Source organism: Terrimonas sp., assembly GCF_003075435.1.
Lineage (GTDB): Bacteria > Bacteroidota > Bacteroidia > Chitinophagales > Chitinophagaceae > Agriterribacter.
The window spans coordinates 88,594-115,230 of sequence record NZ_QCZJ01000003.1; the positions used below are offsets into that span (position 1 = coordinate 88,594).

A 26,637-nucleotide genomic window follows, 5' to 3' on the forward strand; every position below is an offset into this window, starting at 1 on the left:
TCACTTCTCACGTCTTATCTCTTTCCTATCCGTCCCCCAGTTGCCTTTGCATCTTCTTTATCCTGTCTTCTAATTTCTCTGACGTAAGCGATTCCCGCATACTATCTACTTTAATAGGAAAGCAAAACGGGGTAAGGTTGTCAGGAAAAGTAATAATAATGGAAGACTGCTGAATACGTTCCAGCATATTTCTTAATCTTACTTCTTCCATCTGCTGGTCCAGCACTTCCCTGAATGCCTGTTGTATTAATACATTGTCTGAATCATATTCCATAAACACCTTAAAAAGCAATGACGCCGAAGATTGCAGGTGTCTTGCTTTCTTTTGCTCGCCCGGAAATCCCTGGAAAATCAAACCGCCTATTACTGCTATATCCCTGAATTTCCGCATGGCCATTTCTGTGGCATTCACACTGCGTTGTATGTCGTTTAAAAGATTACCCGGCGAAAATAATTCATACACATTGCTGTCATCCACAGGGATTGGCTGATCGCTCAGTAATTCAAATCCATAATCATTCATAGCAAATGAAAAAGTGATTGGCATTACCTGGCTGATGCGCCAGGCAAGTATCGCTGCCATCGCTTCGTGCACCAGCCTGCCCTCAAACGGATAAACAAATAAATGATAGCCATCATCGGTTTGTATATGTTCTATCAGCAGCTCATTATTACGGGGCACATGCGACAATTTCTTTTGCAACGCAAATAAGGGTTGCAACGCGGATATTTCTATTTCTTTTTGTTTTGTTTTTGTGGTATCCGCTTTATTTAATTCGTTCCGTAATGTTTCTCCAAGATTTGCAGATAAAGGCATCCTGCCACCCTGCCAGCTTGGTACGACCGCTTTCCTGGCAGAAGATTTTTTTACCAGTACCATCATATCTTTTATCGCAACAAGCTCCAGTGTTCTTCCTGCTAAGGTAAAGGTATCTCCTGGATCAAGCCTTGATATAAACCATTCTTCAATTACACCTACATATCCTCCCGACATGAATTTTACCTTCAGCATTGCTTCACTCACAATAGTGCCGATATGCATGCGGTGGCGCATAGCAATGCGCCTGTTGGTTATGCGGTATATACCATCAATAATTTCAACTTTTTTAAATTCATCATATTGATTCAGCGCTACGCCACCAGCGGTAATAAATTGCAATATCTGTAACCATTCATCCCGGGTAATATTTTTATAGCAATGTGTTGATAATACTTCCTTATAAATTTGCTCTGGTTCAAACCCGTCGGAAACAGCGAGTGTGCAGAGATATTGTATCAGCACATCAAAGCATAATACCATTGGCTCCCTGCTTTCAATGATTTTTTTATCAATAGCGGTTTTCAATGCAGAAGCTTCAACCAGTTCAAGTGAATGTGTAGGCAGAAAATATATTTTACTTACCGCATCTGGCTGATGCCCGCTGCGCCCTGCTCTCTGTAAAAACCTGGCAACCCCTTTAGGTGAACCTACCTGTATAACGGTTTCTACCGGACGAAAATCAACACCCAGATCAAGGCTTGCGGTACAAACAACGACTTTCAGCACACCCGCGTGCAGCGCCTCTTCCACCCATGTTCTCAGTTCGGGTTCTATACTGCCATGATGCAGCGCAATTGCGCCTGCTAAATCAGGTGCAGCAGTAAGCAAACCCTGGTACCATATTTCACTCATTCCTCTTGTGTTAATAAAAATGAGTGTAGTGCGGCTTTCATTTATTATGGGCAATACTTTCTGAACAAGCTTAATACCAAGATGCCCTGCCCAGGGATATTTTTCAATTTCATCCGGTAGTATAGATTCAACCGAAATACTTTTTTTAAGCGCAGCTTTTACAATAACCGCTTTTTTATTTTCATCTAAAGAAGATAGCAGTACTTCTCCTGCTGCTTCAAGATTGCCTATGGTTGCGGAAATGCCCCACACCTGTAGCCGGGAACGATTATGTATTTTTGATATCGTTACTAACCGGCTGATGGCAAGCTCAACCTGCACACTACGTTTGCTTCCCAGCAACTCATGCCATTCGTCAACAGCAATCATTTTAAGTGTGGCAAAAAAATCGGCATACCCTTTTTGGGCAAGCAGCAGGTGCATGCTTTCTGGTGTAATAATCATTATCTCGGGCGGGGATTTTTTTTGCCGCTGTCTTTCCTTTACTTCCGTATCCCCATTCCTGATGCCCACTTTCCATTGCATGCCTAATTCATAAATCACTTCTTCCATAGCACGTCCAATATCTTTTGCCAGTGCGCGCAGCGGTGTAACCCAAATGAGCTGAAGTTTATTAGAAGAGAGTGTTTGATAATTGTTGGGATGATGATTAATAAAATCAATTACAGCGCCGAGAAAAACAGAAAAGGTTTTTCCAAAACCGGTAGGCGCGTTAACAAGCCCGCTTTTGCCATTAATAATATGCTGCCATGTTTCTTCCTGGAAAGCGAAGGCACGAAAATTTTTCTTTGCCAGCCATTCTGAAATAATTTTATACCCTATGGTTTTTTGCAATTGCATGGAGGAGGTGCAAATTACGGAGATAAGAGAAAGAAATTTACTAACCAAACCTGGATATCCAAAGAAGATATACCGAACCCAAAGCCAGTATTTCAACTAACCAGATTATAGCTGTCTTATATCTAAAAAAAATTAACTTAACAAAAACATCCACAGCCAATAGTATGATAACAACAGGTGCTAAGGCGATGATGCCTAAAAGACTCCAACCACCTGAGCCGTTGAGTTCAGCATAGCTTATTATTATGCCAATAATGGAAAATATCACTCCCAAAATAGCGGGAGAAAAGATTCTCACCCAATCTTTTTTTACTGAATTTTCTTCCATTAGTTTGCTTAGCACGCATTAAAAAAATACATGATAATAAACTAACGCAAAACCGAATTTAAAATTTCGTTCAGGCTATTTCTTCAATAGTCTCGCCGCAACAAAACTCCTGATAAAGATGATTAATGTAATAAGATTACTGAGGATGCAGATAAGGAAAACATATTTCTTGGCATTCCAATCTTCAATTTTAAAAAACCGCATAATACACATTACCAAAAGTATAAGTACAACTACTGAAGCAATATGAGCGGCTAATCTTTGTTTTGAAGGCCATATAAAACCGAGTATCACTAACAGCAAACCACTGAATGCAGGAATTAATGCAGTTGCTGAGCGTTTTTCATCCGGGCCAAGCGGCAGCAAAAAATAACCATAAATACCTGCTGCTATTAATATAATTGCATTAAGATAGTTTGCGGTAAGCGGCTTCATTATTAATGATTTTGCTAAAAGTACTAAACATATTGATGGGAAAGCAACGACTGGAAGATAATGCTATTTTAAATAGCCGGCCACATCCGTAAAACTATTGCCGGTTACAACAGAAAAACCGGAAAGGCCAATGAGATCGAAATTTTTAAAGGATTTTTCCACTTCTAAAGAACTACCGGAGCGTTTGTCCGAAATCATGCAACAAAAATAGGCATCCGCGCAGCGCCTTAGTATCGAAATGCGGAAAACCGGTTTACGCATTTGGTAAACTTGCAATTGGATGACAAAGAGAGCTGTCTGGTATCAGCAGGCAGCTATCAGGTATCAGCTATCGGCTGTGGGCTGTGGGTTGTCGATGCTCATTCGCAAAGCCTTCCTGTTGAAAATCAGCTAAATGAATAGTCGCCTAATTCGCTTAATGGCAGGCTCACCTGTTCTCCTGTTGCCAGTTTTTTGATATTGCAGACGTTATTTTCCAGTTCGCGGCTGCCGATCATCACTACGAAAGGAATATTTTTCTTTTCGGCGTATCTAAACTGCTTGTCAAATTTTGCCTGTTCGTGGTATAGCTGGCAGGAAATGGCTTTACTGCGCAATTGCTGCATCAGTTCAAACGACTTGTTGCTCTCTGCTTCTCCCAAATTAAAAAACAACACCTGTGTGCCGCTGTGCACAGCCCGCGGAAATAATTTTAATTCTTCCAGCACATCATATATCCTGTCTACACCAAATGAAATACCAACACCGGGTACATTGGGCACGCCGAACAATCCGGTGAGATCATCATATCTGCCCCCACCGCCAATACTGCCTATCTGAGCATCCAATGCTTTAATTTCAAAGATGGTACCGGTATAATAATTTAATCCTCTTGCTAAGGTAAAATCAATAACCAGTTTGTTTTTGAGGGATGAAGCTGCGGGATGATTAATGATGTATGTTAGCTCTTCGATGCCTTTTATACCTGTTTCGCTGGCTGAAAGCAGGTTTTTTATTTTTTCAAGTTTCTCAAAATTATCGCCGGATAAATCAAGGTATTGTGTAATGATGTCAACCTGGTTTTGCTGAAGCCCTCTTTGTAAGAGTTCTTCTTTTACTTTATCAATGCCTATTTTATCCAGCTTATCAATGGCAATGGTTATATCCGTGATTTTATCCGCGCCTCCACATATTTCGGCAAGCGCTGCAAGAACTTTACGGTTATTGATCTTTATCTCAACTGCCACACCAAGTGTTGCAAATACACTGTCGTAAATATTGGTGAGTTCAATTTCATTCAGCAAAGATGTACTGCCCACGACATCCGCATCGCATTGGTAAAACTCACGGTATCTTCCTTTTTGTGGGCGGTCAGCGCGCCATACCGGCTGCACCTGGTAGCGTTTAAACGGAAACGTCAGCTGCCCGTGATTCATGGCAACATACCTTGCAAAAGGTATAGTGAGGTCATACTTTAATGCACGTTCGGTTAAGTGCTTATCATTCTTCCCCTGCAGCACATTTTCAAAAGCCAGTTTTGCTTTGTCAATATTCTTAGGATCATTTAACCCGTTATTCAGGATTTTGAAAATAAGCTTATCTCCTTCCTCGCCATATTTACCCATGAGTGTGTCAAGATTTTCCATGGCAGGTGTTTCAAGCGGCTCAAATCCATATACTTCAAATACAACTTTTATAGTGTTGATGATGTAGTTGCGTTTGCGTACAACATCAGGTCCAAAATCCCGCGTGCCTTGGGGTAGTGAGGGCTTACTCATAATATGTTTATTCTGATAATGCTGAATGATTTATTTAATATAAAGGGAGATCATTTTGTTTTTTGCTCTGCGTATTTTTTAATAATATTATCACAGGCTTTATCAATCATTTTATATACTTCATGGTAGCCGGGCTCTGGTCCATACCAGGGATCAGGCACATCTACCTTTTTGCCGGGGTATACTTCATCCATTAATAGTTTTACTTTTCCTGCATCAAAGCTTTTGCCGGCAATCCATTTTATTTTATCAATCACATCTTTTGCCATCGCATAGATAATATCGAATTTTTCAAAATCACGGGCTGAAAAATCTCTTGCACTTTGTTTGCTGATATCTATACCGTTTACAGCCGCAACTTTTTGTGATAGTCTGTGCGGTGCTTCGCCAACATGGTAGCCATTTGTGCCTGCGCTGTCCACCTGCCAGTCAAGATGATACTCCTGTATTTTATGCTCCATTATACCTTCTGCCAGCGGGCTCCTGCATATATTACCGAGGCATACCATTAAAATCTTCATAATAAAAAAATGGAGGCAAAGGTAAAGAAAGCTGGCAGGTTTTAAAAACCTGCCAGCTTTGGAGAAGACGAAGTCTCCGGAGAACTTAGTGATGCGAAGTCTGAAAACTTTGCATAACGATAAATAAGTTATTCTATAGTCTTAACAGCGCCGCTGCCATGAACGTTAGAGGTTACCGCGCCACCGCCTTTATATGATATATCTCCGCTGCCCATAATAGTTGCTTTTAATTTAACGCTGGCAAAAGCCCTGATGTTGCCGCTACCCATTGTTTTGGCTTCAGTATTTTCGGCTTTAAGGTCGCTTGCTTTTATATTACCGCTGCCCATTGTGTTGTATGTGGCATCTTTTGTATTACCCGCAATATCAATATCGCCTGAACCTGTAACTTTTGCTTCTATGGCAGGTGCATCTAATTCCATCTTTACATTCCCGGAACCCAGCACATTGATCTCTATTTTATCATCACTTTCAAATTTTCCATCTCCGCTGATATCACCCGAACCCATAACCGAAGCTTCAGTCAATGCCGGCGTGGTTACTTTTACAATAATATCTTTGTCTGCATCAATATTTACATCATCACTGAATTTTACAATAAGCTTATCACCTTCCACTTTTGTTTCAATATAGGGGAGAAGGTTCTCTTCTGCGTTTATTTCAACAGAACGTTCATCACCTTTTTTTATCTCCACATCCATGGAACCCATCAACTGTATTCGTTTGAATGAGCCGGGGTTTCTAGATTCGGTAGTTTCATTACCATTACCATGAACAGTTTCCCGGTTTATACAGGAGTGCACCAGTAATAATAGAAACGGTAATACTAATATGTGTTTCATCAAAATAGATTTACAGCGTGTTGTAATAAATTTTCTATCAGCTAAGTTAGCAAACTAATATTTTAAACAAGATCATTAACAGCAGCTTCTGCAGAAGGAAATATAAATTGAAAACCGGCATCCTTTATGCGTGTATTGCTTACCGTTATACTTTTCAATAATTCAGCGCTCAATTCTCCGACCGCAAGTTTTAATAAGAATGAAGGTATATATACAGGTATGTAAAAAGAGCCTTTAACCTTTTTTGCCAGGGTGGTTACCAAAGTTTTATTATCAACAGGCCTTGGCGCCACAGCATTATATGCTCCGCTCAGTGATTCATTTTCCAGCGCATGTATAAATATTCTGCATAGATCGTCAATATGTATCCAGCTCTGTATTTGTTTGCCATTGCCTAGTACAGCAGCAAAGCCAAAACGGAGTGGCTTTGCAAACTCCTGTAATGCGCCGGCTTCTTTGCTCAGTACCATGCCTACCCTTATTTTCACCAGCCTTTTTCCAAGCGCTGTTACCGGGTCAATAGCCGCTTCCCATTTCCTGCAGGTTTCTCCAAAAAAATCATTTGCAGGAGGGGCGTCTTCGGTAAAAGCAGGGCTTGTATTGTTTTCATCTTTACCATACCAGCCAATAGCTGAAGCATTGATTACTGCTTTTATTTTATTGGCATTATTGCGAAGTGTGTTCACAATAAGCCCGCAACTTTTAATCCTGCTCTCCTCAATAATTTTTTTTCTTTTTTTTGACCATCTTTTGTCGGCAACCCCTTCGCCGGCAAGATTGATGATATAATCTGATTTTGCAAAGGCATTAATATCCATTGCCTGGTTATCGGTATTCCACAGCGCGTATGAAAGTTTGGGGTTGGAGGATGTTTTTGTTTTCCTGGAAAGAATAATAACATCATAGCCTTTTTCCAAAAGCATGCTAGAAAGCTTGCGGCCGATTAAGCCCGATCCGCCGCCGATAAGTATAGTAGGCATGATGGTAAGATATTTGGTGAGTATTTAATATCACAGGTTGCTTTGCAGCAGGTGAAAGGAGTGGGCAGGCTCCTTTCACCCATTGTATATCATCCTGAAATTAATCAGGGCGTTTACCATCCAGGAAAGTATTGATAGTACTTATCTGGGTTTGGTCGTTTTCATCTTTTTTTACGGAATAATTACTGTAGAATTTTTCTACTGATGCGAGTGCATCTTTTAATTGAAAATTGCGGCGAACATAAGCTGGTACATTTTCAAACTCATTATTAGGATCCGCAGCATTGTAAGACAAATTGCGCAACTTGTTTATACGTTCTGCCGCTCTCCGTTTTTGATCTTCTGCCTCGTCCTGCATCGCAGGCTCCTCGACAGAATAGCTTTCGCTTAGAGTTGTCGGTACGATGGGCTCGTTCGCCGCATTGGAATCTTTTATCACCATCTGCATTTCATTTGTTTGCCCGTCGGCAACCTCTTTACTTTGAGATGATGAAATGTCATCCGTGGTTTTTAAAGCCGAATCTGTTTTAACAGGTTCATCCGCATATATATTGGATGGCTTTGACAAATAACCACCTGACGTCGGGGTGGTGCTAGCTTCTTTAATATAAGTTGTGTTAATATCTAAACGGGTTGCCGGGTTAGGCGAGAAATCCAAAGTGATTTCTTTTGCTTCTTTTTCAATGGATGGAGGCGGGGTTGAAGGTAATGAAGAAATATCTAAATGCAATATTTCTTTCTCTTCTTTTCGATCAATTTCAGGAGATGTGCTCACTATATCCAGAACACTTTTATTCTCAGCAACTTCTGTAATGGTAGGCGCCATCGGGTCTTCTACCAGCGCTACTTTTGGCGTTTCCTGCTTATTTACTTCCTGCCCGTCAAGCGTAAGTATGATTTTTTCCGGAGCCTTCTTTTCTTCAGGCTTTCTTACTTCTTCTTTTGCAAACGGATCTTTATGATCAAAGCCTGTGGCTATTAATGTTATACCAATTTTGTTGTCAAGGCTATTATCATATCCAAGGCCGAGTATTACATTGGTATGCTCTCCTGCCTGGCTGATCAGGTAATTCTGAATAATATCCACTTCGTCCATCGTAAACTCTGATTCTCCTTCAGCAGAATTGATATTGATAAGTATCCATTTTGCCCCACGGATATCATTATCGTTCAACAACGGAGAGTTAATAGCATCCTGTATGGCTTTTTGCGCCCTGTTTTCTCCATCAGCAGAAGCGCTGCCCAGTATGGCAACACCACCATCACGCATAACTGTGCATACATCGGCAAAGTCAACATTTATCTGTCCGGTTGAGTTGATCACATCAGTTATACACTTTGCAGCGGTGGCAAGTATATTATCGGCTTTGGCAAACGCGGCACGCATGGTAAGGTTGCCATACTGATGACGCATTTTGTCGTTGCTGATAACCAGCAATGTATCAACATAATCCTTTAGTTTATTAATGCCTTCCTGTGCCTGCGCGAATCTTTTTTTGCCCTCGTAAGCAAACGGAGTGGTAACAATACCAACGGTGAGTATGCCAAGGTCTTTACAGATTTTTGCAAGTATAGGCGCACCACCGGTACCTGTACCTCCACCCATGCCGGCTGTAATAAAGGCCATCTTGGTATTTACTTCAAGTATCCTCCTTATTTCTTCAAGGCTTTCTTCAGTAGCCTGCCTGCCAATATCCGGATTGGCACCTGCTCCAAGCCCTTGTGTAAGCATGGGTCCAAGCTGCACTTTATTAGGAACCTTACTCAGCGAAAGTGCCTGGGCATCTGTGTTACAGATGATGAAGTTAACGCCATCAATGTCCTGGCTAAACATGTGGTTTACCGCGTTGCTTCCGCCGCCGCCTACTCCAATCACTTTAATGATGGATGACTTCTCTTTAGGCAAATCAAAGTGTATCATATTGTCGCTTAATTTTTATTCTTACCAGCATGATATAAGCTGCTAAGCATGTTGTGAATTAATGGTTGTAAGTATGTTGAGCTATCAGCAGTCAGCTTTCAGCTATTAGCTGATACCTGATTGCTGATAGCTAAAGGCTATTTCAACTGCTGATCTCCTTCTTCTTTAAACAAATCAATCAACCCCCCTTTTATGGAATCCATAAAATCTTTCAGGCTTTTACGTTTTCTGGTTTTCTCTTCACCCAGGCCTTTCACTTTTGTTGCTGCTTCAGGCACTGGTTCTTCTTCTTTTATTTCCTTAGCTATGAACTTTAAAAGCTTTGGTTTTTCCAGTGTATTCTCATATACATTATATCCTTTAAGAATTAAACCAATACAGGTTGCATACATTGGTTTGGTTAATTCATCTATATGACCGGAAGCAAGGTGTTCATTAGGAAAACCTATGCGTGCATCCAACCCTGTGATATATTCTGTTAACTGAATTAAATGCTTTAACTGTGAACCGCCTCCTGTTAACACAATACCTCCGTTCAGCATTTTCTTTTCAATGCCTACCTGGTTTAAATGATAGGTTACAAAATCAAGTATCTCACTCATTCTTGCCTGTATGATTTTTGCAAGGTTCTGTACGCTGATTTCTTTAGGCGTCATGCCGCGTAATCCGGGGATAGTGATATAGGCATTGTTTCTCGCTTCATCCATCAGGGCGCTGCCAAACTTCACTTTCATTTGTTCAGCCTGTGTTTTTAAAACACCCAACCCTGTTTTAATATCATTGGTGATATTTTCTCCGCCAAAGGGTATAACAGCAGTATGTTTTAAAATGCCTTCATAAAAAACAGCAATATCCGTTGTGCCACCACCAATATCTACAATAACAACGCCAGCTTCAAGATCCTGCTCGCACATAACAGCCGCTGCTGAAGCTAAAGGCTGCAATACGAGGTCTTTAACCTGCAGGCTCGATTTTTCAACACTCCTGTTGATATTTCTTATCGCGTTTCTGTCGCCTGTGATAATATGGAAATTAGCGCCAACTTTTACACCGCTATATCCTATAGGGTTGGTAATGTTTTGAAAATTATCTACTGTAAACTCCTGCGGTATCACATCAATGATCTGGTCGCCTGCCGGTATATATGTTTTGTATTGATTGGATACCAACTGGTCAATTTCCGCCTGGGAAATTTCTTCATCCGTATTATGACGAACAATATCACCACGAGTTTGCAGGCTTTTAATATGATGCCCTGCAATACCCACATATACTTCATTGATCTCAAGATCAGGATTGGAAGCATAGCAATTTTCGAGTGCTGCCTGTATGGCTTTGATCGTTTGATCAATATTCAGCACCATGCCGTGCTGCACACCATTGCTGTTGGCACGACCGAAGCCAAGTATCTCTAATTTGCCATACTCGTTTTTTCTGCCGGCTATAGCGGCAATTTTTGTTGTTCCTATATCAAGTCCTACTATAATGGGTTGTTCGTTATTCATGGTCGTTGATTTGTTGCGTTGGATTGTTGGTATTATTTATATCGTTTAATGTTATTGCTGATTTTTTTGCATCTCTTCGTATAGCTACTACCTGCCCTTTATACTGTACATCAATAGAAGCATAGGTATTCCATCCTGTTTTTGCCAGCACTTCTTTATAAAATATATACAGCTTTCTGAATTTAACATCAAGGTCAGCGCCATTACCTAATACAATTTTATGCTCACCAATTTTTGGATACAGCTCAAATTGTTTTTTATCCGAATAATTTACCTGTTCAACCTGTGCTGTCCAGAAACTGTTTTTTTCTAAAAATTCGCTGATGGATTGTATTTGGCTGAGCACTGTACTATCTGCGGCGTTCCATTTTGTTTTGTCTAGCGGGCAATTGGTAAATACCGGCACACGCGCAGAAAACCTCGTACTTAAAGGCAGGCGCATCCAGTCCTTATCTATGTAAAAACTTTTACCTGCTGCAGTAAATATCCTTGCCATCGGCTCACGCTCTTTTATTTTAACCTGCAAAATTTCATTATTGTCGAAAAAGAGCTCAGCATCTTTTATCCACATATTATGCTCAAGCGTTTTTTCCATCTGCTGCAGATCAAAATCCTTGATTGCTTTTCCCTTTATTACCGGTGACATGTGTGTAAGCATTCCGGTAATATCATTTTTGTCGGCAAAAAGATTATTTTTTACATCGCCGGTATCAATATTTATTCCGGCACAGGTTTTATCATCTCTTTTTCGCATAGCAGCAATAAGAAACACCACCAGGCATATGCCGGCCGCTACCCATAAAGTAGCTGCAATAAACCGTCCTATTTTTTTCCTGTTCAGTTTCATATTATTTAAGCTGTGATGATTTTTTTTATTGGCTCAATCAATTTATCTATATCTCCTGCGCCGGCTGTTATCAGTAAAGCGTTTTTATTTTGTTTATAATCATGCTCTACCCAATTCATTAATGCTTCCTTACTCTTAATAGATTTATTGGGATTTTTCATCCTGCTCAGAATCATTTCACTTGTAACGCCTTCCATTGGCAACTCGCGTGCAGGGTATATGGGTAATAAAACTGTTTCATCTGCCAAGTCGAGGCTTGCCGCAAATGCATCAGCAAAATCCTTTGTTCTGCTAAACAAATGCGGCTGAAAAATAATCGTGCATTTTTTTTGAGGGAACAGCAATTTTGCTCCACTCAGCAATGCTTCCAGTTCCGCAGGATGATGCGCATAATCATCTACATACACAATACCGTCACCATCAGCCACAGGAACTATATACTCAAATCTTCTTTTCACTCCTTTAAAATCAGCTACCGCTGCTTTTATTTTTTCATCATCTATATTAAGCGCTTTAGCTACGCCTATTGCCACTGAAACATTTTCCACATTATGCAAGCCGCCCATGTATAGCCTTATATCTTTAATAAGTACTTGCGGTGTTTTTACATCAAATAAATATCCTCCGTTATTTGATCGTATGTTTTCCGCATGTATATCTGCCCTCCATTGCTGAATACTATATGTATAGTGATGGTCAGCTTTCAGTTCATGCTCTAATCCAAACTTGCTGAAAAGGGTACCATTTTTTTTTATTTTTCCAGCGAACGCTATAAACGCATTCTCCATTTCCTCTGCTGTTCCATATATATCCAAATGGTCGGCATCCATTGCGCTGATCACTGCAATATCAGGACTGAGTTTTAAAAAACTCCTGTCGTATTCATCAGCCTCCACCACACAAACATTATTCGGGCTGCTCCAGAAATTACTGTTATAGTTGGCAGCTATGCCTCCGAGAAATGCATTGCAACCATAACCTGTGTGACGCAGTATATGCGCTATCATGGTTGTAATAGTAGTCTTGCCATGCGTGCCTGCTACGCAGATATTAAAAGAACTACGGGTGATCATGCCCAGCACATCGCTGCGCTTTAATAAATCATATTCATGCTGCTGGTAATACAGCAACTCCGTATGATTCTTGGGAATAGCCGGGGTATACACAACAATATCGGTGTCTTTGGGCGCCAGTTCCACATCATCTGTATAATGAATATTTATATCTTCAGCAGTTAGTTGCTGTGTTAATGTGGTTTCTGTTCTGTCATAACCACTCACATCTTTACCCAGCGACTTAAAATACCTCGCCAGGGCGCTCATGCCAATGCCGCCGATACCGATAAAATATACTTTCTGTATGTCCTTCAGTTCCTTCATTAAACGATTACTGCTTTCTGATTACTTTTAATACTTCGTCTGCCACCACTTCGTCAGCATCTGTTATTGCCAGCCTGCTGATATTATTTTTTAATTGCAGTCTTTCATTTTCATCCAATGCCAGGTCAATGGCCGTTGTTACCAGCTTATCTTTTGCTTCGCTGTCTTTTACCATCAGTGCTGCACCTTTTTCCGTAAGCCTGCGGGCATTCACTGTTTGATGATCTTCTGCCGCGAAAGGGTAGGGAACAAAAACCACCGCCTGCTTTACCACACATAATTCCGCTACCGACATTGCGCCTGCTCTTGATATCACTACATCAGCCGCTGCAAAAGCGTATTCCATTTTTGTAATGAAATCGTTGGTCCATATCCCTTTTTTGCCTTCCGCCATTTTTTTTGCCTGCTCCGCGAAGGGCTTGCCTGTTTGCCATATCAACTGCATATCATTCTTTTCAAAAGCATCAATGCCTGCAGCTATAGCTTCGTTGATGGATTTTGCACCAAGACTTCCGCCTGTTACCAGTATCGTTTTCTTATCACTGCTCAATCCAAAAAATTGTAAACCTTCTTCTTTACTTACACTATTGGCCAGTATGCTCTTACGCACCGGATTGCCGGTAACCAGTATTTTTTCCCCAGGGAAAAACTGTTCCATACCATCGCTGCCTGTAAATACCCTGCTTGCCCTTTTGCTCAACTGAATATTAGCTTTACCTCCAAAAGAATTTGCCTCGTGAATAAATGTTGGGATGCCTTTGGTTTGTGCAAACCGCAAAGCCGGAAAGCTTGAATATCCGCCAACACCTATCACTGCATCTGGCTTAAAACCATTAATAATGTTTCTAACCTGGAAGAAACTTTTAATGATCTTAAAAGGCAAGCCGATATTTTTTATCAAAGAGCTCCTGTTAAACCCTGCTATATCCAAACCTTCTATTCTGTAGCCTGCCTGTGGCACTTTTTCCATCTCCATTTTCCCTTTAGCACCCACAAACAGTATATCTATATCCTTGTCTTTTTCTTTTAATGCATTGGCAATGGCTATCGCAGGAAATATATGACCTCCTGTTCCGCCGCCTGCTATGATTATTCTTTTTGCCAATGTTTATAATTTCTTAGTTTATGCGTTAACGGCAGTTGCCGCATTACCTTCCATCTTTTCCGCGTTCCGTGCCACACTCAGTAAAATACCAATTGCCAGGCAGGTAAATAAAAAGCTGCTTCCCCCCATGCTGACCAGCGGCAGCGGCACACCGGTAACAGGAAACAGGTTTACATTCACTGCCATATTTACCAGCGCCTGTATCACGAGTGTAAAGCTTAATGCAAGCGCCAGAAAAGCACCAAATGCAAAAGGACATTTTTTAAATATTCTTATGCTCCGGAAAAGGAAAAGCAGGTATATGAATACTATCGCTATACCGCCTATCAATCCATATTCCTCTATAATAATGGAGTAGATAGAATCACTGTAAGGATGCGGCACAAAATTGCGTTGCTCACTATTGCCGGGTCCAAGCCCGAACCACCCGCCTTTGGCGATGGCAATTTTCATTTGCTGCACCTGGTAAGCAGATTCATGTTTATCGGAATACGCAAAATCCTGTATTCGTTTTATCCAGGTAGGTATACGACCGATCTGCAACACAGCAGGAAGCTCTTTGCTTTGTCCTTCTTCCTTATTGTAATACCCTGTGGCAATAGTTACCAGTATTACCAATGGAATTAAAGCAATCCCAACAACCATTGCAATATGTTTTACGCTTACCCTGCCAATAAACATCAGCATTATGCTTGTTGCACCAATCAATAATGCAGTGGAAAGATTTGCAGGGGCTATAAGCATGCAGGTAATACCAACAGGCACAATCAACGGCAGAAATCCTTTCTTAAAGTCTTTTATATCATCCTGCGAACGGCTGAGCTGGCGCGACAGGTACATAAATAATGCAAGCTTTGCCAGGTCAGATGTTTGAAAGGTAAGATTGATGATAGGGAGCTTTATCCATCTTGTTCCTTCATTAATTTCAGCACCAAAGAAAAGGGTATAGATCAACAAGGGGATAGAAATAACATATAATACCAATGCTACCCTTGAGTAGATAGTATAGTTAATACGGTGGGCAAAATAAATGATCAATAAACCAACTGCTGTAAAAGCAAACTGCTTAAACAGGTATGATTCGGCACTTTTGGATAAACGATATGCAAGCGTGCCCGTGCTGCTGTATACCACAAGCATACTCACCAGGGTGAGCAGTATTACTGCTGCCCATATCACTTTGTCGCCTTTGGTTTTATTTAGTAGTGCCTGCATTTTTTTTGAGCTATCGGCTGTCAGCTATCAGCTGTCAGCAATCAGGTTTCAGAACTTTTTTGTCTATTATTTCGAGTTCCAGGTTTCACGTTTGACCATTCACCATTCCCCCTCACAGTTCCCTCACCGCTTCTTTAAACTGCCTCCCCCTGTCTTCGTAGTTTTTGAACAGGTCAAAACTTGCACAGGCAGGACTCAGCAACACCACATCTCCTTTATTTGCTAAATGAAAAGCCGCCTGCACTGCTTCTTTAGCGCTGGCTGTATTTACCATCACTTCCACATGCTTTCCAAATGCTTCATGAATTTTCCTGTTATCAACACCCATGCATACTATTGCTTTTACTTTTTCCTTTACCAGCTCAAGCAAAGCAGAATAATCATTACCCTTATCAACTCCGCCGAGTATAAGAATGGTAGGTTGCGTCATGCTTTCCAAAGCAAACCAGGTGCTGTTTACATTCGTTGCCTTGCTATCGTTAATGAAATTTACACCGCGCACCGTAGTAACATTTTCCATGCGGTGTTCAAGATTTTCAAAGGTTTCTACTGCTTCGCGTATCTTTTCTTTGCGAATGCCGATAGTTGCTCCTGCCAGTGCTGCTGCCATAGTGTTGTATTGGTTGTGCCTGCCTTTAACTGCAAAGTCAAACACACTGGTCGTAAATTTTTCTCCGTCTGTCTGTATCGTCATAATATTCTCTTTAATGTAAGCTCCTTTTGGTAGTTGGTAGTACATGGTAAATGGCAATGAATTAGAATGTAATGGGTTTCTTGCTATATAGTCAGTGATCACAGGATCATCGACGCAGTATATAAAAGTATCCTGCGGCGTTTGGTTTTTTATGATATTGAATTTGGATCTTATGTAGTTTTCAAACTTGTGCTCGTACCTGTCAAGATGATCTTCTGTTATATTCAACAGAACAGCTATATCCGGCCTGAATGTTTTTATATCATCCAACTGAAAACTGCTGATCTCTGCTACATACAACACTTTCGGATCTGTTGCCACCTGCTTTGCAAATGAGTAACCGATGTTTCCTACCAACGCGCAATCAATACCACCGGTTTTACATATATGCCAGATCAAAGAAGTAGTTGTACTTTTCCCATTACTTCCGGTGATGGCAATAATCCTGCTATCACCTTTATACCTGTATGCCAGTTCTATTTCACTGATTATTTCAATGCCTTTCGCTCTTATCTTTTTTACCAGTTCGTTTTTTTCGGGTATGCCCGGGCTCTTCATTACTTCATCTGCATTCAGTATTCTTTCTTCACTGTGTTTTCCTTCTTCAAATGCAATATCATATTGCAGCAATTCGTTTTTATATTTTGGTTGAATTGTACCTCCATCCGAAAGGAACACATCATATCCCTGCTTTTTTGCAAGGATGGCTGCACCTATGCCGCTTTCTCCTCCACCTAATATGACCATTCTTTTTACCATGCTGCTATATCCTTCTCTCTATATTTTATTATCTCATTTTAAATGTTGCGATTGCAAATAATACACAGAGTATGGTTACAATCCAGAACCTTACTGCTATCTTGCTTTCGTGATACCCCAGCTTTTGATAGTGATGATGGAGCGGGCTCATTAAAAAAATGCGCCTCCCTTCGCCATACTTTCGCTTGGTGTATTTGAAATAACTCACCTGTAATATCACGCTCAGGTTTTCTACCAAAAACACACCACAGAATATAGGTATCAATAATTCTTTTCTTACAATAATGGCAAGCGATGCAATAATGCCTCCAAGCGCAAGACTTCCGGTGTCACCCATAAATACCTGCGCCGGATAGGCGTTATACCATAGAAATCCTATGCATCCGCCAACAAATGCACCCACGAAAACCGATAGTTCCCCGAGGTTGGGGATATACATAATATTGAGATACTCTGCAAACCTGGTGCTGCCGCTCACATACACAAATACACCGAGACATGCACCAATCAATGCACTTACACCCGCCGCAAGCCCGTCAAGCCCGTCAGTAAGATTTGCCCCATTTGATACAGCGGTGATGATAAGTGTAACAGCAATGATATATACAACCCATGTATATTTCTCCATACCATCACCCAGCCAGGTAATGAGCCGACTGTAATTAAATTCATGGCTTTTTACAAAGGGGATAGTGGTAATAGGTGTTTTCACAACCGCGTACCTGTGCTCTTTGCCTTCCATCGTTACAATGGTATCGCCAATCTTTTTTTCTCCTCTCTTTAAAATATCTGTTACCTGGTTTGTTCCCTGCGGGTTATAATATTCTCTCCATACCACCACATTATCATTAAAGTATAATGTAGCGCCGATGATGACGCCTAACCCTATCTGCCCGATTATTTTTGATATACCCGCTAAACCGTCGCTGTCTTTCTTCTTATAATTTTCTCCTTTGGCCTGCGCTGTCTTTCTTGCTTTAATTTTTAAGTAGTCATCCATAAAACCAATAAAGCCCAGCCATACGGTACACAGCAACATTAAACGGATATATACTTTATCGAGATCTGCAAATAATAATGTTGGTATCAATATCGCCAGCAGGATAATGATACCACCCATAGTAGGCGTTCCTTTTTTCTGCTGCTCACCGGCAAGCCCTAGATCACGAACACTTTCACCGATCTGTTTTCTTTTTAAAAGATTGATCAGCCTTTTTCCATATACCGTTGATATGAACAGGGATAATAAAACAGCCAGCAGTATTCTGAACGTGAGAAACTGCATTAACCCGCTGCCCGGGAATTTTATGCCTTCAAATTTTAACCACTCAAATAAATGATACAGCATTTTGGCTTGTTATTTTATTTACCCAATAATTCAAAAGTTTCTTTTAATACTTCCTTATCGTCAAAGGGATGTTTTATTCCTTTTATTTCCTGGTATTTTTCATGGCCTTTTCCTGCAATCAAAACAATATCCTCTGCTGATGCAAGACTGATGGCCGTTTTAATCGCTTCTTTCCTGTCTGTTATAGCAATATATTTTTTCCGCATAGAAGGCAGTAAACCGGTTTGCATATCATTCAATATCGCTTCAGGGTCTTCTGACCGCGGATTGTCTGAAGTAAACACCACTTTATCACTATGCTCGCAGGCCACTTCCGCCATTACAGGCCTTTTGGTTTTATCCCTGTCGCCACCACATCCTACTACCGTTATTATTTTTTCATGACCCTGTCTTAACTTTTTAATAGTTGCCAGTACATTTAATAATGCATCAGGCGTATGCGCATAATCAACAATGCCGATAACTCTTTCCGCTTTCGATGTTATATAATCAAACCTTCCTTCCGCACCGGTAATATTGCTCAATACCTGCAATACTTTATATTTCTCTTCACCCAAACAAACCGCGGCGCCATATACTGCCAGCAGGTTATATGCATTGAATTCACCGATAAGCCTGAAATGCACTTCCTGGTCGTTAATATTCATTAGCAAGCCGGTGAGATTATTCTCAAGAATTTTTCCTTTGAACTCAGCAAGTGTTCTCAGGCTGTATAAATGCTTTTTCGCCTGTGTATTCTGCAGCATTACCAAACCTCTTTTATCATCCGCATTGCTAATGGCAAATGCATCCGAGGGGAGGCTGTCAAAGAATGATTTTTTTACGCGTATATATTCATCAAAGGTTTTATGATAATCCAGGTGATCGTGGGTGATGTTGCTGAATATAGCGCCTGCAAAATGCAAACCTGATATACGATGCTGGTGAATGGCATGGCTGCTGCATTCCATAAACACATGCGTACAGCCTTTATTCAGCATTTCCTTCATCAAAGCATTTATACTTATAGCATCAGGTGTGGTATGTGTTGATGGTAAAACATCATCGCCTACCTGGTTTTGCACTGTTGAAAGCAATCCGCATTTATATCCCAACCCGGAAAATAATTTGAACAACAGTGTGGCAATGGTCGTTTTACCATTGGTGCCTGTAACGCCAACCACTTTCATTTTTGCAGAAGGCGATCCGTAAAAATTATCAGACATATAAGCGGCGGCAAGCGCACTGTTTTCCACCTGTATATAGGTAATGTTTTCCTGCTTTTGTGCAGGCAAATGCTCTGCCACTATGGATGAAGCACCCTTCTGAATAGCTGCATCTATGTATGCATGTCCGTCAACCGCGTTTCCTTTAATAGCAATAAAACAGGCATTGTTTGAAACCCTGCGGGAATCAATCTGCAAATCAGCTACCTGCACGCCGAGATTGCCGTGCACCGACCTGATATTTACTTTGTACAATATGTCCTGTAAAACCGCCATTGTTTGTTGTTTTAGCTGTCAGCTATTAGCTATCAGCCTTCAGCTTTTGTGTGCTGCATTCTTATTTGCTTCCTGCCTTTTGCTTTTATTTTTATTATTCTTTCTTTTGTCTTCCTTCTCTAATCCCTACACCTTCTACCCTATACCTTCCACCCTACACCTTCCACCTTCTCCTAATCCAGTTCCAGCATTATCGTTTGTCCCTTGCCGATAGTTTGACCTGCCGCAAGAGATTGGTTAATTATTTTTCCTTTTCCCTTTACCTGTACTTTCAGGTTCATGTTCTCCAGTAAAAACAGCGCATCTTTCAACCCCATACCTTTTACATCAGGCACCTGATTTTCATTAACCGCCAGTGCTTTTATGCCGGGTGTATTATTATCGTTGTATACATATCCCCACTCTTCTTTGGCTGCCGAATCAATGAAAGGAATATTCATTTCCTTTAAAATATTCTTAGTATCGCTGCTGTATCCGCTCCATTTATATTTAATACTATCCGTAGCAGTTTTTGCTATGTACACCGGCATATCCTCTATATCACCCGCATACAACTTGTCTGCTATTTCCCTGAAAACAGGAGCAGCCACAGATCCCCCTAAATACTGCGCTGAACGAGGCTTGTTTTTTATTACAACTATGCAGGAATATTTAGGTTTCTCTACCGGAAAATATCCTGCAAATGAAGACTGGTATACACCGTCGGTATATTTAAAATTTCCATCATTTACTTTTGCCGTTCCGGTTTTTCCTGCTGCATGGTATACTGCGGTTTTGAAAACTCTTTTTGCTGTGCCATCTACACAAACCGCTGCAAGACATTCCTGCAGTTGATGGAGTGTTTGTTCAGCGCATATTTTTTCGTTTAACACCTGTGGTTCAAATGCGGTAAGCACATTGCCATCTTTTTCAACTTTATTAACGAGGTATGGCTTCATGAGCTTACCGTTGTTGGCTACCGCGTTATAAATCATGAGTATCTGCAGCGGGCTGAGCATTACTTCATATCCAAAACCCATTGACGGCAATGTTTGCATATGCCAGTCTTTACGTTTAGGGTTCTTTACCATTGGTCTGAACTCTTCCTTTAAATCAACACCGGTACGCGAAGTGAGGTGCAGGTTTTCGTAATGCTGCACAAACTTTGCAGGAGATTTGCTGTAATAAGTATAGGCTAGTTTGGCCATCGCTACGTTACTGCTGTGCTCAAATGATTCTTTAATGGTAAGATGGCTCTTTGGAGATTTTTCCGCATCCTGTATCCTGCGGCCGTTCAGCATCCAGACGCCGCCATCAATATCAATCATATCATTAAGCGTTACATATTTGTCTTCCAATACCGACATTAATGTAACAAGCTTAATGGTAGAACCCGGTTCAGATGTTTTTAAAGCGTAATTATCTTTTTCAAAATAAGAGCCATCCGGCATTAAGCCCAGGTTGGCTATTGCTTTAATTTTTCCTGTAGCCACTTCCATTACAATAGCAGTGCCTTCAAGCGCCTGGTTGTCTGTCATCATGCGCATTAAGGCGGTTTGCGTAATATCCTGGATGTTCACATCAAGCGTTGTTACTATATCTTTCCCGTTTTCCGGTTCAATTTCAGAACCTTCAACAGGCACGTATGCGCCACCGGAAATTCTTCTTACCAGTCTTTTGCCTGAAACGCCTTTCAATAAGCTGTCATAAGTTTTTTCCAATCCTACATTTTGCGTAACAACCTGCCTGTTATTATCAACATAAGTTCTTGCTAAACCAATAGTGCGGTTTGCCAGCAATCCAAATGGCGTAAGCCGCTTTTCCATATCTTCCACTATAAAGCCGCTTTTATTTCTTCCCTGCCGCACCAGTGGCAGTGTTCTCAGCGCCTGGTATTGATCAAAACTTACTTTTTTCTTAAGCAGGTAATAACGGTCTTTCTTTTTGTACCCTGCCTGCAATTGTTTTTTATATGCGGCGGCAGACTGATCCTGGAAGAGCTTACTCAAACCTATGGATAAGGAATCGAGGTTGGTGGTAAAACGTTTGCCTTCTTTTTCGCGAAGGCCATCAGCCATAAAATCAATATGTATGTCAAAGAACGGAATAGAAGTACTCAGCATACTTCCATCCTCGCTATAAATGGTACCGCGATCGGCATCGAGCGTACGGTAGCTTAAATGCAGGCTGTCGCTCATGCTTTTCCAGTATTCACCCTGCACCTGTTGTATATAAAATGCTTTACCAATTATAAACAGGCTTAAAGCCACAATGCCCAGAAAGCAAAGCGATACTCTCCATAATATGTCTTTTTTTACTTCCAAGGTTTTGTACTGTATAATATTTATCTATTAGCTATCTCTTCTTTGTGGTTCGTGAGACAAGAACCATGGCGATGGCGATGTATCTATATCTCTTTTACCGGTTACATACCGTTAGTTTAAAACAGATCCCTCGTGCCTCGGGATGACAAGCGGAAGGGCAACTTTCAGCTTGTCAACAACTGTTGGGCATTATATCTATGCTGCTGCTTTACCATTCAGCCCAATAATTATTCCTCAGCTTGTCATTCCGACTTTGGAGGAATCTGCATCCCGTGTCTCACGAACCATTTTTCCTACTGTTGGGTAGGAAAAAGAACGTTACTACTTCTCCCTGCTTTCCACAATCTTAACCGGCGGCGTCTTCAATTCTTTCAAACCCAAAGGTTCAACTGCTTTTGCCAGCTCACTCTGTTTGCCCCGCATCATCAGTTCACCCTTTACTGTTTTATATTCATACTGCAATTCTTTCAGCTCTTTTGCCGTTCTGTTAATATCCTTAATGGTGTTTTCGGCATAATGCCCGTTATATATATAAATAACCGCCAACACTGCAAGAAAGAGGAAATAATACATGTTCCTGGCAACCCAATCGTTGCTGAACCATTTTTTCCAATGCTTTGCAGGCGCAGTTTCTTTTTGCTGTTCCTGTTTTTCTCGCGGTATGTTTTCTGTTTGCTCCATTTTACTATCTCCCTTTATTTTTTTTCAGCTACTCTTAATCTTGCGCTTCTGCTTCTCGGGTTTTCATTCAACTCCTTTGTTGAAGGGGATATTGGCTTTTTGGTGATTACATTAAAAGGACTTTCGGATTTTGTGCCGTATATGGAATCAGTTTCAGGTTCATCGAAACTGCCATAGCGGAAAAAATTTTTTACCGTTCTGTCTTCAATGCTGTGAAAAGTGATGATGGCAGCGCGGCCGCCTTTCTTCAGGATGTTGGGGATTTGTTGCAGCATTTCTTCCAGTGCTCCAATTTCATCATTCACTGCAATGCGTAAAGCCTGAAATACCTGGGCAAAATATTTGTTGGGATTACCTTTCACTGCCGAAGCAACGGCATGCTTAAAATCATTCACTGTTTTTAGGGAACTAACCTGCCTTTGCTGAACGATGGTTTTGGCCAGGGTTTTTGAATTGGTAACCTCGCCATAGCGTTCAAAAATTTTGTGCAGTTCCTGCTCGCCATAAGTTTTAATCACATCTGCGGCGGTGGTTGGGTGCCGCTGATCCATCCGCATATCAAGTTCGGCATCTGCAAAGCGGGTGGAAAAGCCTCTTGCTCCTTCGTCGAACTGATGGCTCGATACACCAAGGTCAGCAAGAATGCCATCTACTTCAGCTATTTTATGCAGGCGCAGCATTTTTTGAACATGCCGGAAGTTGTATTGAAGAAAAGTGATTCTTGCATCACCGGGAATATTTGCTTTCGCGTCGGCATCCTGGTCAAAAGCGATGAGTTTTCCGGTATCACCTAATTTATCAAGAATAGCCCTGCTGTGCCCGCCCCCTCCAAAAGTGCAGTCAACGTATATGCCGCCAGGTTTAATCTGAAGCAGGTCAATCGTTTCCTTTGCTAAAACGGGTATGTGGTATTGCTGTAACACAGTTGCCGGTTAAAAAAGTGAAACCCGCCGTTTCGGAAAGCGGCAGGTATTGAAAACTTGAATCTTTTTATCTTCAACCTTTCACCAAATTCCGCTAAGCCTGTGGTGGTTTATTAGCCATTACCTCCTGAGCCAGTGTGCTGAATGCTTCGGGTGAAAAAGTGTCAAAGAGCTGTTGGTACTTATTTTTATCCCAGATTTCTATTTTATCAATGGCGGAAAGCAATACAATGTCTTTTTGCAGCCCGGCATATTCCATCAGGTTTTTGGGTAACAGTAACCTGCCAGCACTATCCGCTTCCACTGTAACCCCGTTTAAAAAGTAGCGCCTGAATTCCCGCACCTTCGCATCAAAATCATTCTTCCTGCTCATTTCCTCAAAAATCGGCTCCCAGTTTTTCATGGGGTAAAGGGTTAAGCAACGCTCAAAGCCCCTGTTAATAAAGAAGCTACCGGTTTCTCCTTCCGGGATCTGCCTTTTAAATCCCGTTGGAAAGAGAAACCGACCTTTTGCGTCCAGTGTAGCTTCATATTCCCCTAAAAACCGTATCATTTACAAAATGTTATATCAATTTCCCATTTATTCCCACAAAATAACACATTTTCCCACCTTAAACGCAAGTTTTAATTTAATTATTTTATCCACAGCAAAAGATTTTTTAAAAGCCTTAACAGGATTGAGTTTGCAGAGAATTTGGTGGTGTTTTTACGAATGGGCACTGTATATTCTGTGGATATATGTGCATAACTGTGAATAACCTGGGCGAAGTTAGGTAAATGGTTGATTTTCCGGATTATATTGGGCCTAAGTGTTGTTTAGGATCTCACGAACATGTATCGCAGGATTCACATGAGGCAATACCGTGGGTGATATACCTGCCGATAGATCTCCTGAAAATAAAGTGAACGGCTTCGTAGATAGATGCTATCCCGCAATGAAGTAAAAATATTAAAGCACAACAAGGAAGCGGGAAAAGGCTTGCACGTTATATCTTCTAATCATTTTGCTGCAAACCCAACAGCAGATAGTCTAAAGTTATTCCAAGCGCAATACATATTTTTTTAAGCGTCAGTATAGTGGGGTTAGTACCTCCTTTTTCGAGTCGGTTCATGTTGGGTTTCTCCATATCAATCATATCGCCCAGCTCAACCTGGGTAAAACCTTTTTCTTTCCTGATATCCCTGATTCGTTTACCCAATGCTTTCAGAAACACATTATCCTCTTTGCTGATCTTGGTCATAAGGTAGGAAAAGTCCTGATTTACGAAGGATTGTCGGTTATCTTAAATGATAACTATTGTATATTTGTGATAATAGAAGCTCTATCGTATACTAACCAAATTCATCAATATGAATAACATCAGGCCAACAGTTGCCATTGCTGATAATCATAGTTTAATGCGGAGCACATTAACAGAATTTTTGCTTAGTCACGGGTATAGCGTAATTATTCAGGCCGGCAATGGGCAACACCTGTTGGAGCAGCTTAGCTATGCAACTCGCCTGCCAGATCTATGCCTGCTCGATATAGATATGCCGATTATGGATGGCTATGAAACAGCCCAACACTTACGTAAGCATCATCCGTCAATTAAAATACTCGCTACTTCGGTATTTTATAACGAAGTCAAGAAAGAAAAAATGCTGCGTTGCGGGGTAAATAGCTTTATCTCCAAAAGCAGTAACCCTGAAGAATGGGAAAAGATATTACATGAGCTCTGCCCGGTATAAAAAATTTTCTCAGGGAGATCACGCCGATGCAGTGGCGCAAGGGGATATCCGTTATTGTTTTCCTTTGTATTCGCTGTTCCATTCTACTCCCGGCTTCTACGCAAAGCCCTAACTCCCGATCATGTGTGTCGGCTGTTCAATGTCCATTATCCATTATGGGATATGCGTCATCAGGGAAGAAATCTTGTTTGCTAATCAGCATATCTCCATAAAAAATTGCCGGCATGTTTACGTGAACCCCTTGCAGCCATAACAATACAGGTGCCGTCTACACCTGTTTGCCTTGAGGCTTCTGCAATAGATATGTATCTTTTTATCAATTTTCCCGAAAGAGATAACATTTCAATTTTTCTTGCCCTTTTTATTCTGACATCGGAAAACTCTCCATTATAGGCTTCTCCTTCATACCTCCACACAAATCCACCCGCTTGTTTACCTGTTCCTTTTAAAACCTGCATTATATAATTTTTGTTTGCTTTTGCGGCCGTTGCTGCTTCGTTAAGTGATGAATATGTTTTGATTTTCTTTCCTGCAAGATTGTATTGCACAATTTTCCTGTAACGTGCAATATTTTTATACTCTCCATTATAAAAGTCATTATCATACCGCCAAACAAAACCACCGGCAAACTTCATTTTTTTACCTGCAGACAAACAAATGCCTGCTAAGTTTGTACCGGATTTTTTAGCCGCGAGAGTAATGCTTTTGTACTGATTCAATAATTTTCCATCAATATTATATTGTTTTACAGCCAGCATTCTGCTGGTGTTTTTCTCTATAATTTTTTTTCTTTCATCAACAGTAAGTTTTTTAAATGAAGATTCTCCCCGCTGGTTAGTAAATATTTTCTTTTGTCTCGCAGAAATTGATATAAGTGTTAAATTATTTGCCCTGCAATTCAATCCATCTCCATTTTTTGTTGAAACTACCGTATCAGAGTTTTCGTTTTCAGGCAGGGGAGATACGAAGTGATGATATACGAGCCGTCTGATGTTAAAACGACAACGCCTGCCTTCATAAACCACTCCAGTATATAACTGGTATGTATAATCGCCCGTGAATTTATTAAGTGTTTTTTGAAAATTTTGACCTATAATTTTCTCTTTTATCCAGTATGAGCCTCCCGACTTTTTCTGAATGAGCCTGGCACATGCTTTAACTCTCCCTTTATTGGAGATCCAAAATACCTCATCAAAACCATCTATCGGCTTCCATTGCTCTCCTTTTATATCTGCTAAACTTCTATTTTTAAATGGATACCGGTTGATCTGCGGCTGTTCGTGGCGATGTATTATTTTCATTCAGATCATGTTAACATTAAATGAATTAATCTTAACAAAGTAAATAATTTTACTTTGATAAATTCATGG

At 40.8% G+C, this 26,637-nt stretch carries 23 protein-coding genes; 1 reads left to right on the plus strand and 22 read right to left on the minus strand.

Translation table 11 applies throughout. The annotated features are described in order from the left end of the window. Positions 1-25: 25 nt before the first annotated feature. The 21 genes from DC498_RS05040 to DC498_RS05150 all read right to left on the minus strand — a co-directional run bounded on the left by DC498_RS05040 (position 26) and on the right by DC498_RS05150 (position 24,777). Positions 26-2,512 carry a ligase-associated DNA damage response DEXH box helicase gene (locus DC498_RS05040; protein ID WP_116873053.1) on the minus strand — a complete coding sequence of 829 codons (2,487 nt, stop codon included), beginning with the start codon at positions 2,510-2,512 and terminating at the stop codon, positions 26-28. Between the two features lie 40 nt (positions 2,513-2,552). Further along, the gene (locus tag DC498_RS05045; protein ID WP_116873054.1) at positions 2,553-2,840 is read right to left on the minus strand and encodes a hypothetical protein; all 288 of its coding nucleotides are present in this window, start codon (positions 2,838-2,840) and stop codon (positions 2,553-2,555) included. 75 nt (positions 2,841-2,915) lie between these two features. Further along, positions 2,916-3,275 (minus strand): hypothetical protein, encoded by a 360-nt coding sequence (locus tag DC498_RS05050; protein WP_116873055.1) that lies wholly within the window; start codon positions 3,273-3,275, stop codon positions 2,916-2,918. 386 nt (positions 3,276-3,661) lie between these two features. After that, complete coding sequence (gene hisS / locus DC498_RS05060) at positions 3,662-5,032, minus strand: histidine--tRNA ligase (RefSeq protein WP_116873057.1); 1,371 nt, start codon at positions 5,030-5,032, stop codon at positions 3,662-3,664. Between the two features lie 50 nt (positions 5,033-5,082). Further along, positions 5,083-5,553, minus strand: coding sequence for a low molecular weight protein-tyrosine-phosphatase (locus DC498_RS05065; RefSeq protein WP_240627862.1), 471 nt, complete (start codon positions 5,551-5,553; stop codon positions 5,083-5,085). 128 nt (positions 5,554-5,681) lie between these two features. Further along, positions 5,682-6,395, minus strand: a complete 714-nt coding sequence (locus tag DC498_RS05070) for a head GIN domain-containing protein (protein ID WP_116873058.1) — start codon at positions 6,393-6,395, stop codon at positions 5,682-5,684. Between the two features lie 62 nt (positions 6,396-6,457). Then, positions 6,458-7,375 carry a TIGR01777 family oxidoreductase gene (locus DC498_RS05075; protein WP_116873059.1) on the minus strand — a complete coding sequence of 306 codons (918 nt, stop codon included), beginning with the start codon at positions 7,373-7,375 and terminating at the stop codon, positions 6,458-6,460. 100 nt (positions 7,376-7,475) lie between these two features. Then, positions 7,476-9,296, minus strand: coding sequence for a cell division protein FtsZ (gene ftsZ, locus DC498_RS05080; protein WP_116873060.1), 1,821 nt, complete (start codon positions 9,294-9,296; stop codon positions 7,476-7,478). 137 nt (positions 9,297-9,433) lie between these two features. Next, complete coding sequence (ftsA, locus tag DC498_RS05085; protein WP_116873061.1) at positions 9,434-10,801, minus strand: cell division protein FtsA; 1,368 nt, start codon at positions 10,799-10,801, stop codon at positions 9,434-9,436. Next, entirely contained in the window at positions 10,794-11,648 is an 855-nt protein-coding gene (locus DC498_RS05090; protein ID WP_116873062.1) for a cell division protein FtsQ/DivIB, read from the minus strand. The genes ftsA and DC498_RS05090 overlap by 8 nt, the downstream gene beginning before the upstream one ends. Before the next feature lie 5 nt (positions 11,649-11,653). Beyond that, complete coding sequence (gene murC / locus DC498_RS05095; protein WP_116873063.1) at positions 11,654-13,027, minus strand: UDP-N-acetylmuramate--L-alanine ligase; 1,374 nt, start codon at positions 13,025-13,027, stop codon at positions 11,654-11,656. A gap of 7 nt (positions 13,028-13,034) precedes the next feature. Then, positions 13,035-14,132 (minus strand): undecaprenyldiphospho-muramoylpentapeptide beta-N-acetylglucosaminyltransferase, encoded by a 1,098-nt coding sequence (murG, locus tag DC498_RS05100; protein ID WP_116873064.1) that lies wholly within the window; start codon positions 14,130-14,132, stop codon positions 13,035-13,037. Between the two features lie 18 nt (positions 14,133-14,150). Continuing rightward, a complete protein-coding gene (locus tag DC498_RS05105) occupies positions 14,151-15,347 on the minus strand; it encodes an FtsW/RodA/SpoVE family cell cycle protein (protein WP_116873065.1) in 1,197 nt (398 codons plus the stop codon). 112 nt (positions 15,348-15,459) lie between these two features. Continuing rightward, positions 15,460-16,788 carry a UDP-N-acetylmuramoyl-L-alanine--D-glutamate ligase gene (gene murD, locus DC498_RS05110; RefSeq protein WP_240627864.1) on the minus strand — a complete coding sequence of 443 codons (1,329 nt, stop codon included), beginning with the start codon at positions 16,786-16,788 and terminating at the stop codon, positions 15,460-15,462. A 40-nt stretch (positions 16,789-16,828) separates the two neighbouring features. After that, positions 16,829-18,148: a phospho-N-acetylmuramoyl-pentapeptide-transferase gene (mraY, locus tag DC498_RS05115; protein ID WP_116873067.1), complete on the minus strand. Its 1,320-nt coding sequence runs from the start codon at positions 18,146-18,148 to the stop codon at positions 16,829-16,831. A gap of 14 nt (positions 18,149-18,162) precedes the next feature. Beyond that, entirely contained in the window at positions 18,163-19,629 is a 1,467-nt protein-coding gene (locus DC498_RS05120) for a UDP-N-acetylmuramoyl-L-alanyl-D-glutamate--2,6-diaminopimelate ligase (RefSeq protein ID WP_116873068.1), read from the minus strand. 173 nt (positions 19,630-19,802) lie between these two features. Continuing rightward, the gene (locus tag DC498_RS05125) at positions 19,803-21,932 is read right to left on the minus strand and encodes a penicillin-binding protein (protein ID WP_116873069.1); all 2,130 of its coding nucleotides are present in this window, start codon (positions 21,930-21,932) and stop codon (positions 19,803-19,805) included. Positions 21,933-22,253: 321 nt separating this feature from the next. After that, on the minus strand, positions 22,254-22,613 hold the full coding sequence (locus DC498_RS05130; protein ID WP_116873070.1) for an FtsL-like putative cell division protein: 360 nt from the start codon (positions 22,611-22,613) through the stop codon (positions 22,254-22,256). Between the two features lie 14 nt (positions 22,614-22,627). After that, positions 22,628-23,536, minus strand: coding sequence for a 16S rRNA (cytosine(1402)-N(4))-methyltransferase RsmH (rsmH, locus tag DC498_RS05135; protein WP_116873071.1), 909 nt, complete (start codon positions 23,534-23,536; stop codon positions 22,628-22,630). A 94-nt stretch (positions 23,537-23,630) separates the two neighbouring features. Continuing rightward, entirely contained in the window at positions 23,631-24,089 is a 459-nt protein-coding gene (gene mraZ, locus DC498_RS05140) for a division/cell wall cluster transcriptional repressor MraZ (protein WP_116873072.1), read from the minus strand. A gap of 442 nt (positions 24,090-24,531) precedes the next feature. Further along, positions 24,532-24,777, minus strand: a complete 246-nt coding sequence (locus tag DC498_RS05150) for a helix-turn-helix domain-containing protein (RefSeq protein ID WP_116873074.1) — start codon at positions 24,775-24,777, stop codon at positions 24,532-24,534. Between the two features lie 109 nt (positions 24,778-24,886). On the opposite strand from DC498_RS05150, the gene DC498_RS05155 reads away from it, so the two are divergent. Next, positions 24,887-25,267 (plus strand): response regulator, encoded by a 381-nt coding sequence (locus DC498_RS05155; protein ID WP_116873075.1) that lies wholly within the window; start codon positions 24,887-24,889, stop codon positions 25,265-25,267. A 191-nt stretch (positions 25,268-25,458) separates the two neighbouring features. Here DC498_RS05155 and DC498_RS05160 read toward each other — a convergent pair whose 3' ends face one another. After that, complete coding sequence (locus DC498_RS05160) at positions 25,459-26,568, minus strand: NUMOD1 domain-containing DNA-binding protein (protein WP_116873076.1); 1,110 nt, start codon at positions 26,566-26,568, stop codon at positions 25,459-25,461. Positions 26,569-26,637 lie beyond the last annotated feature (69 nt).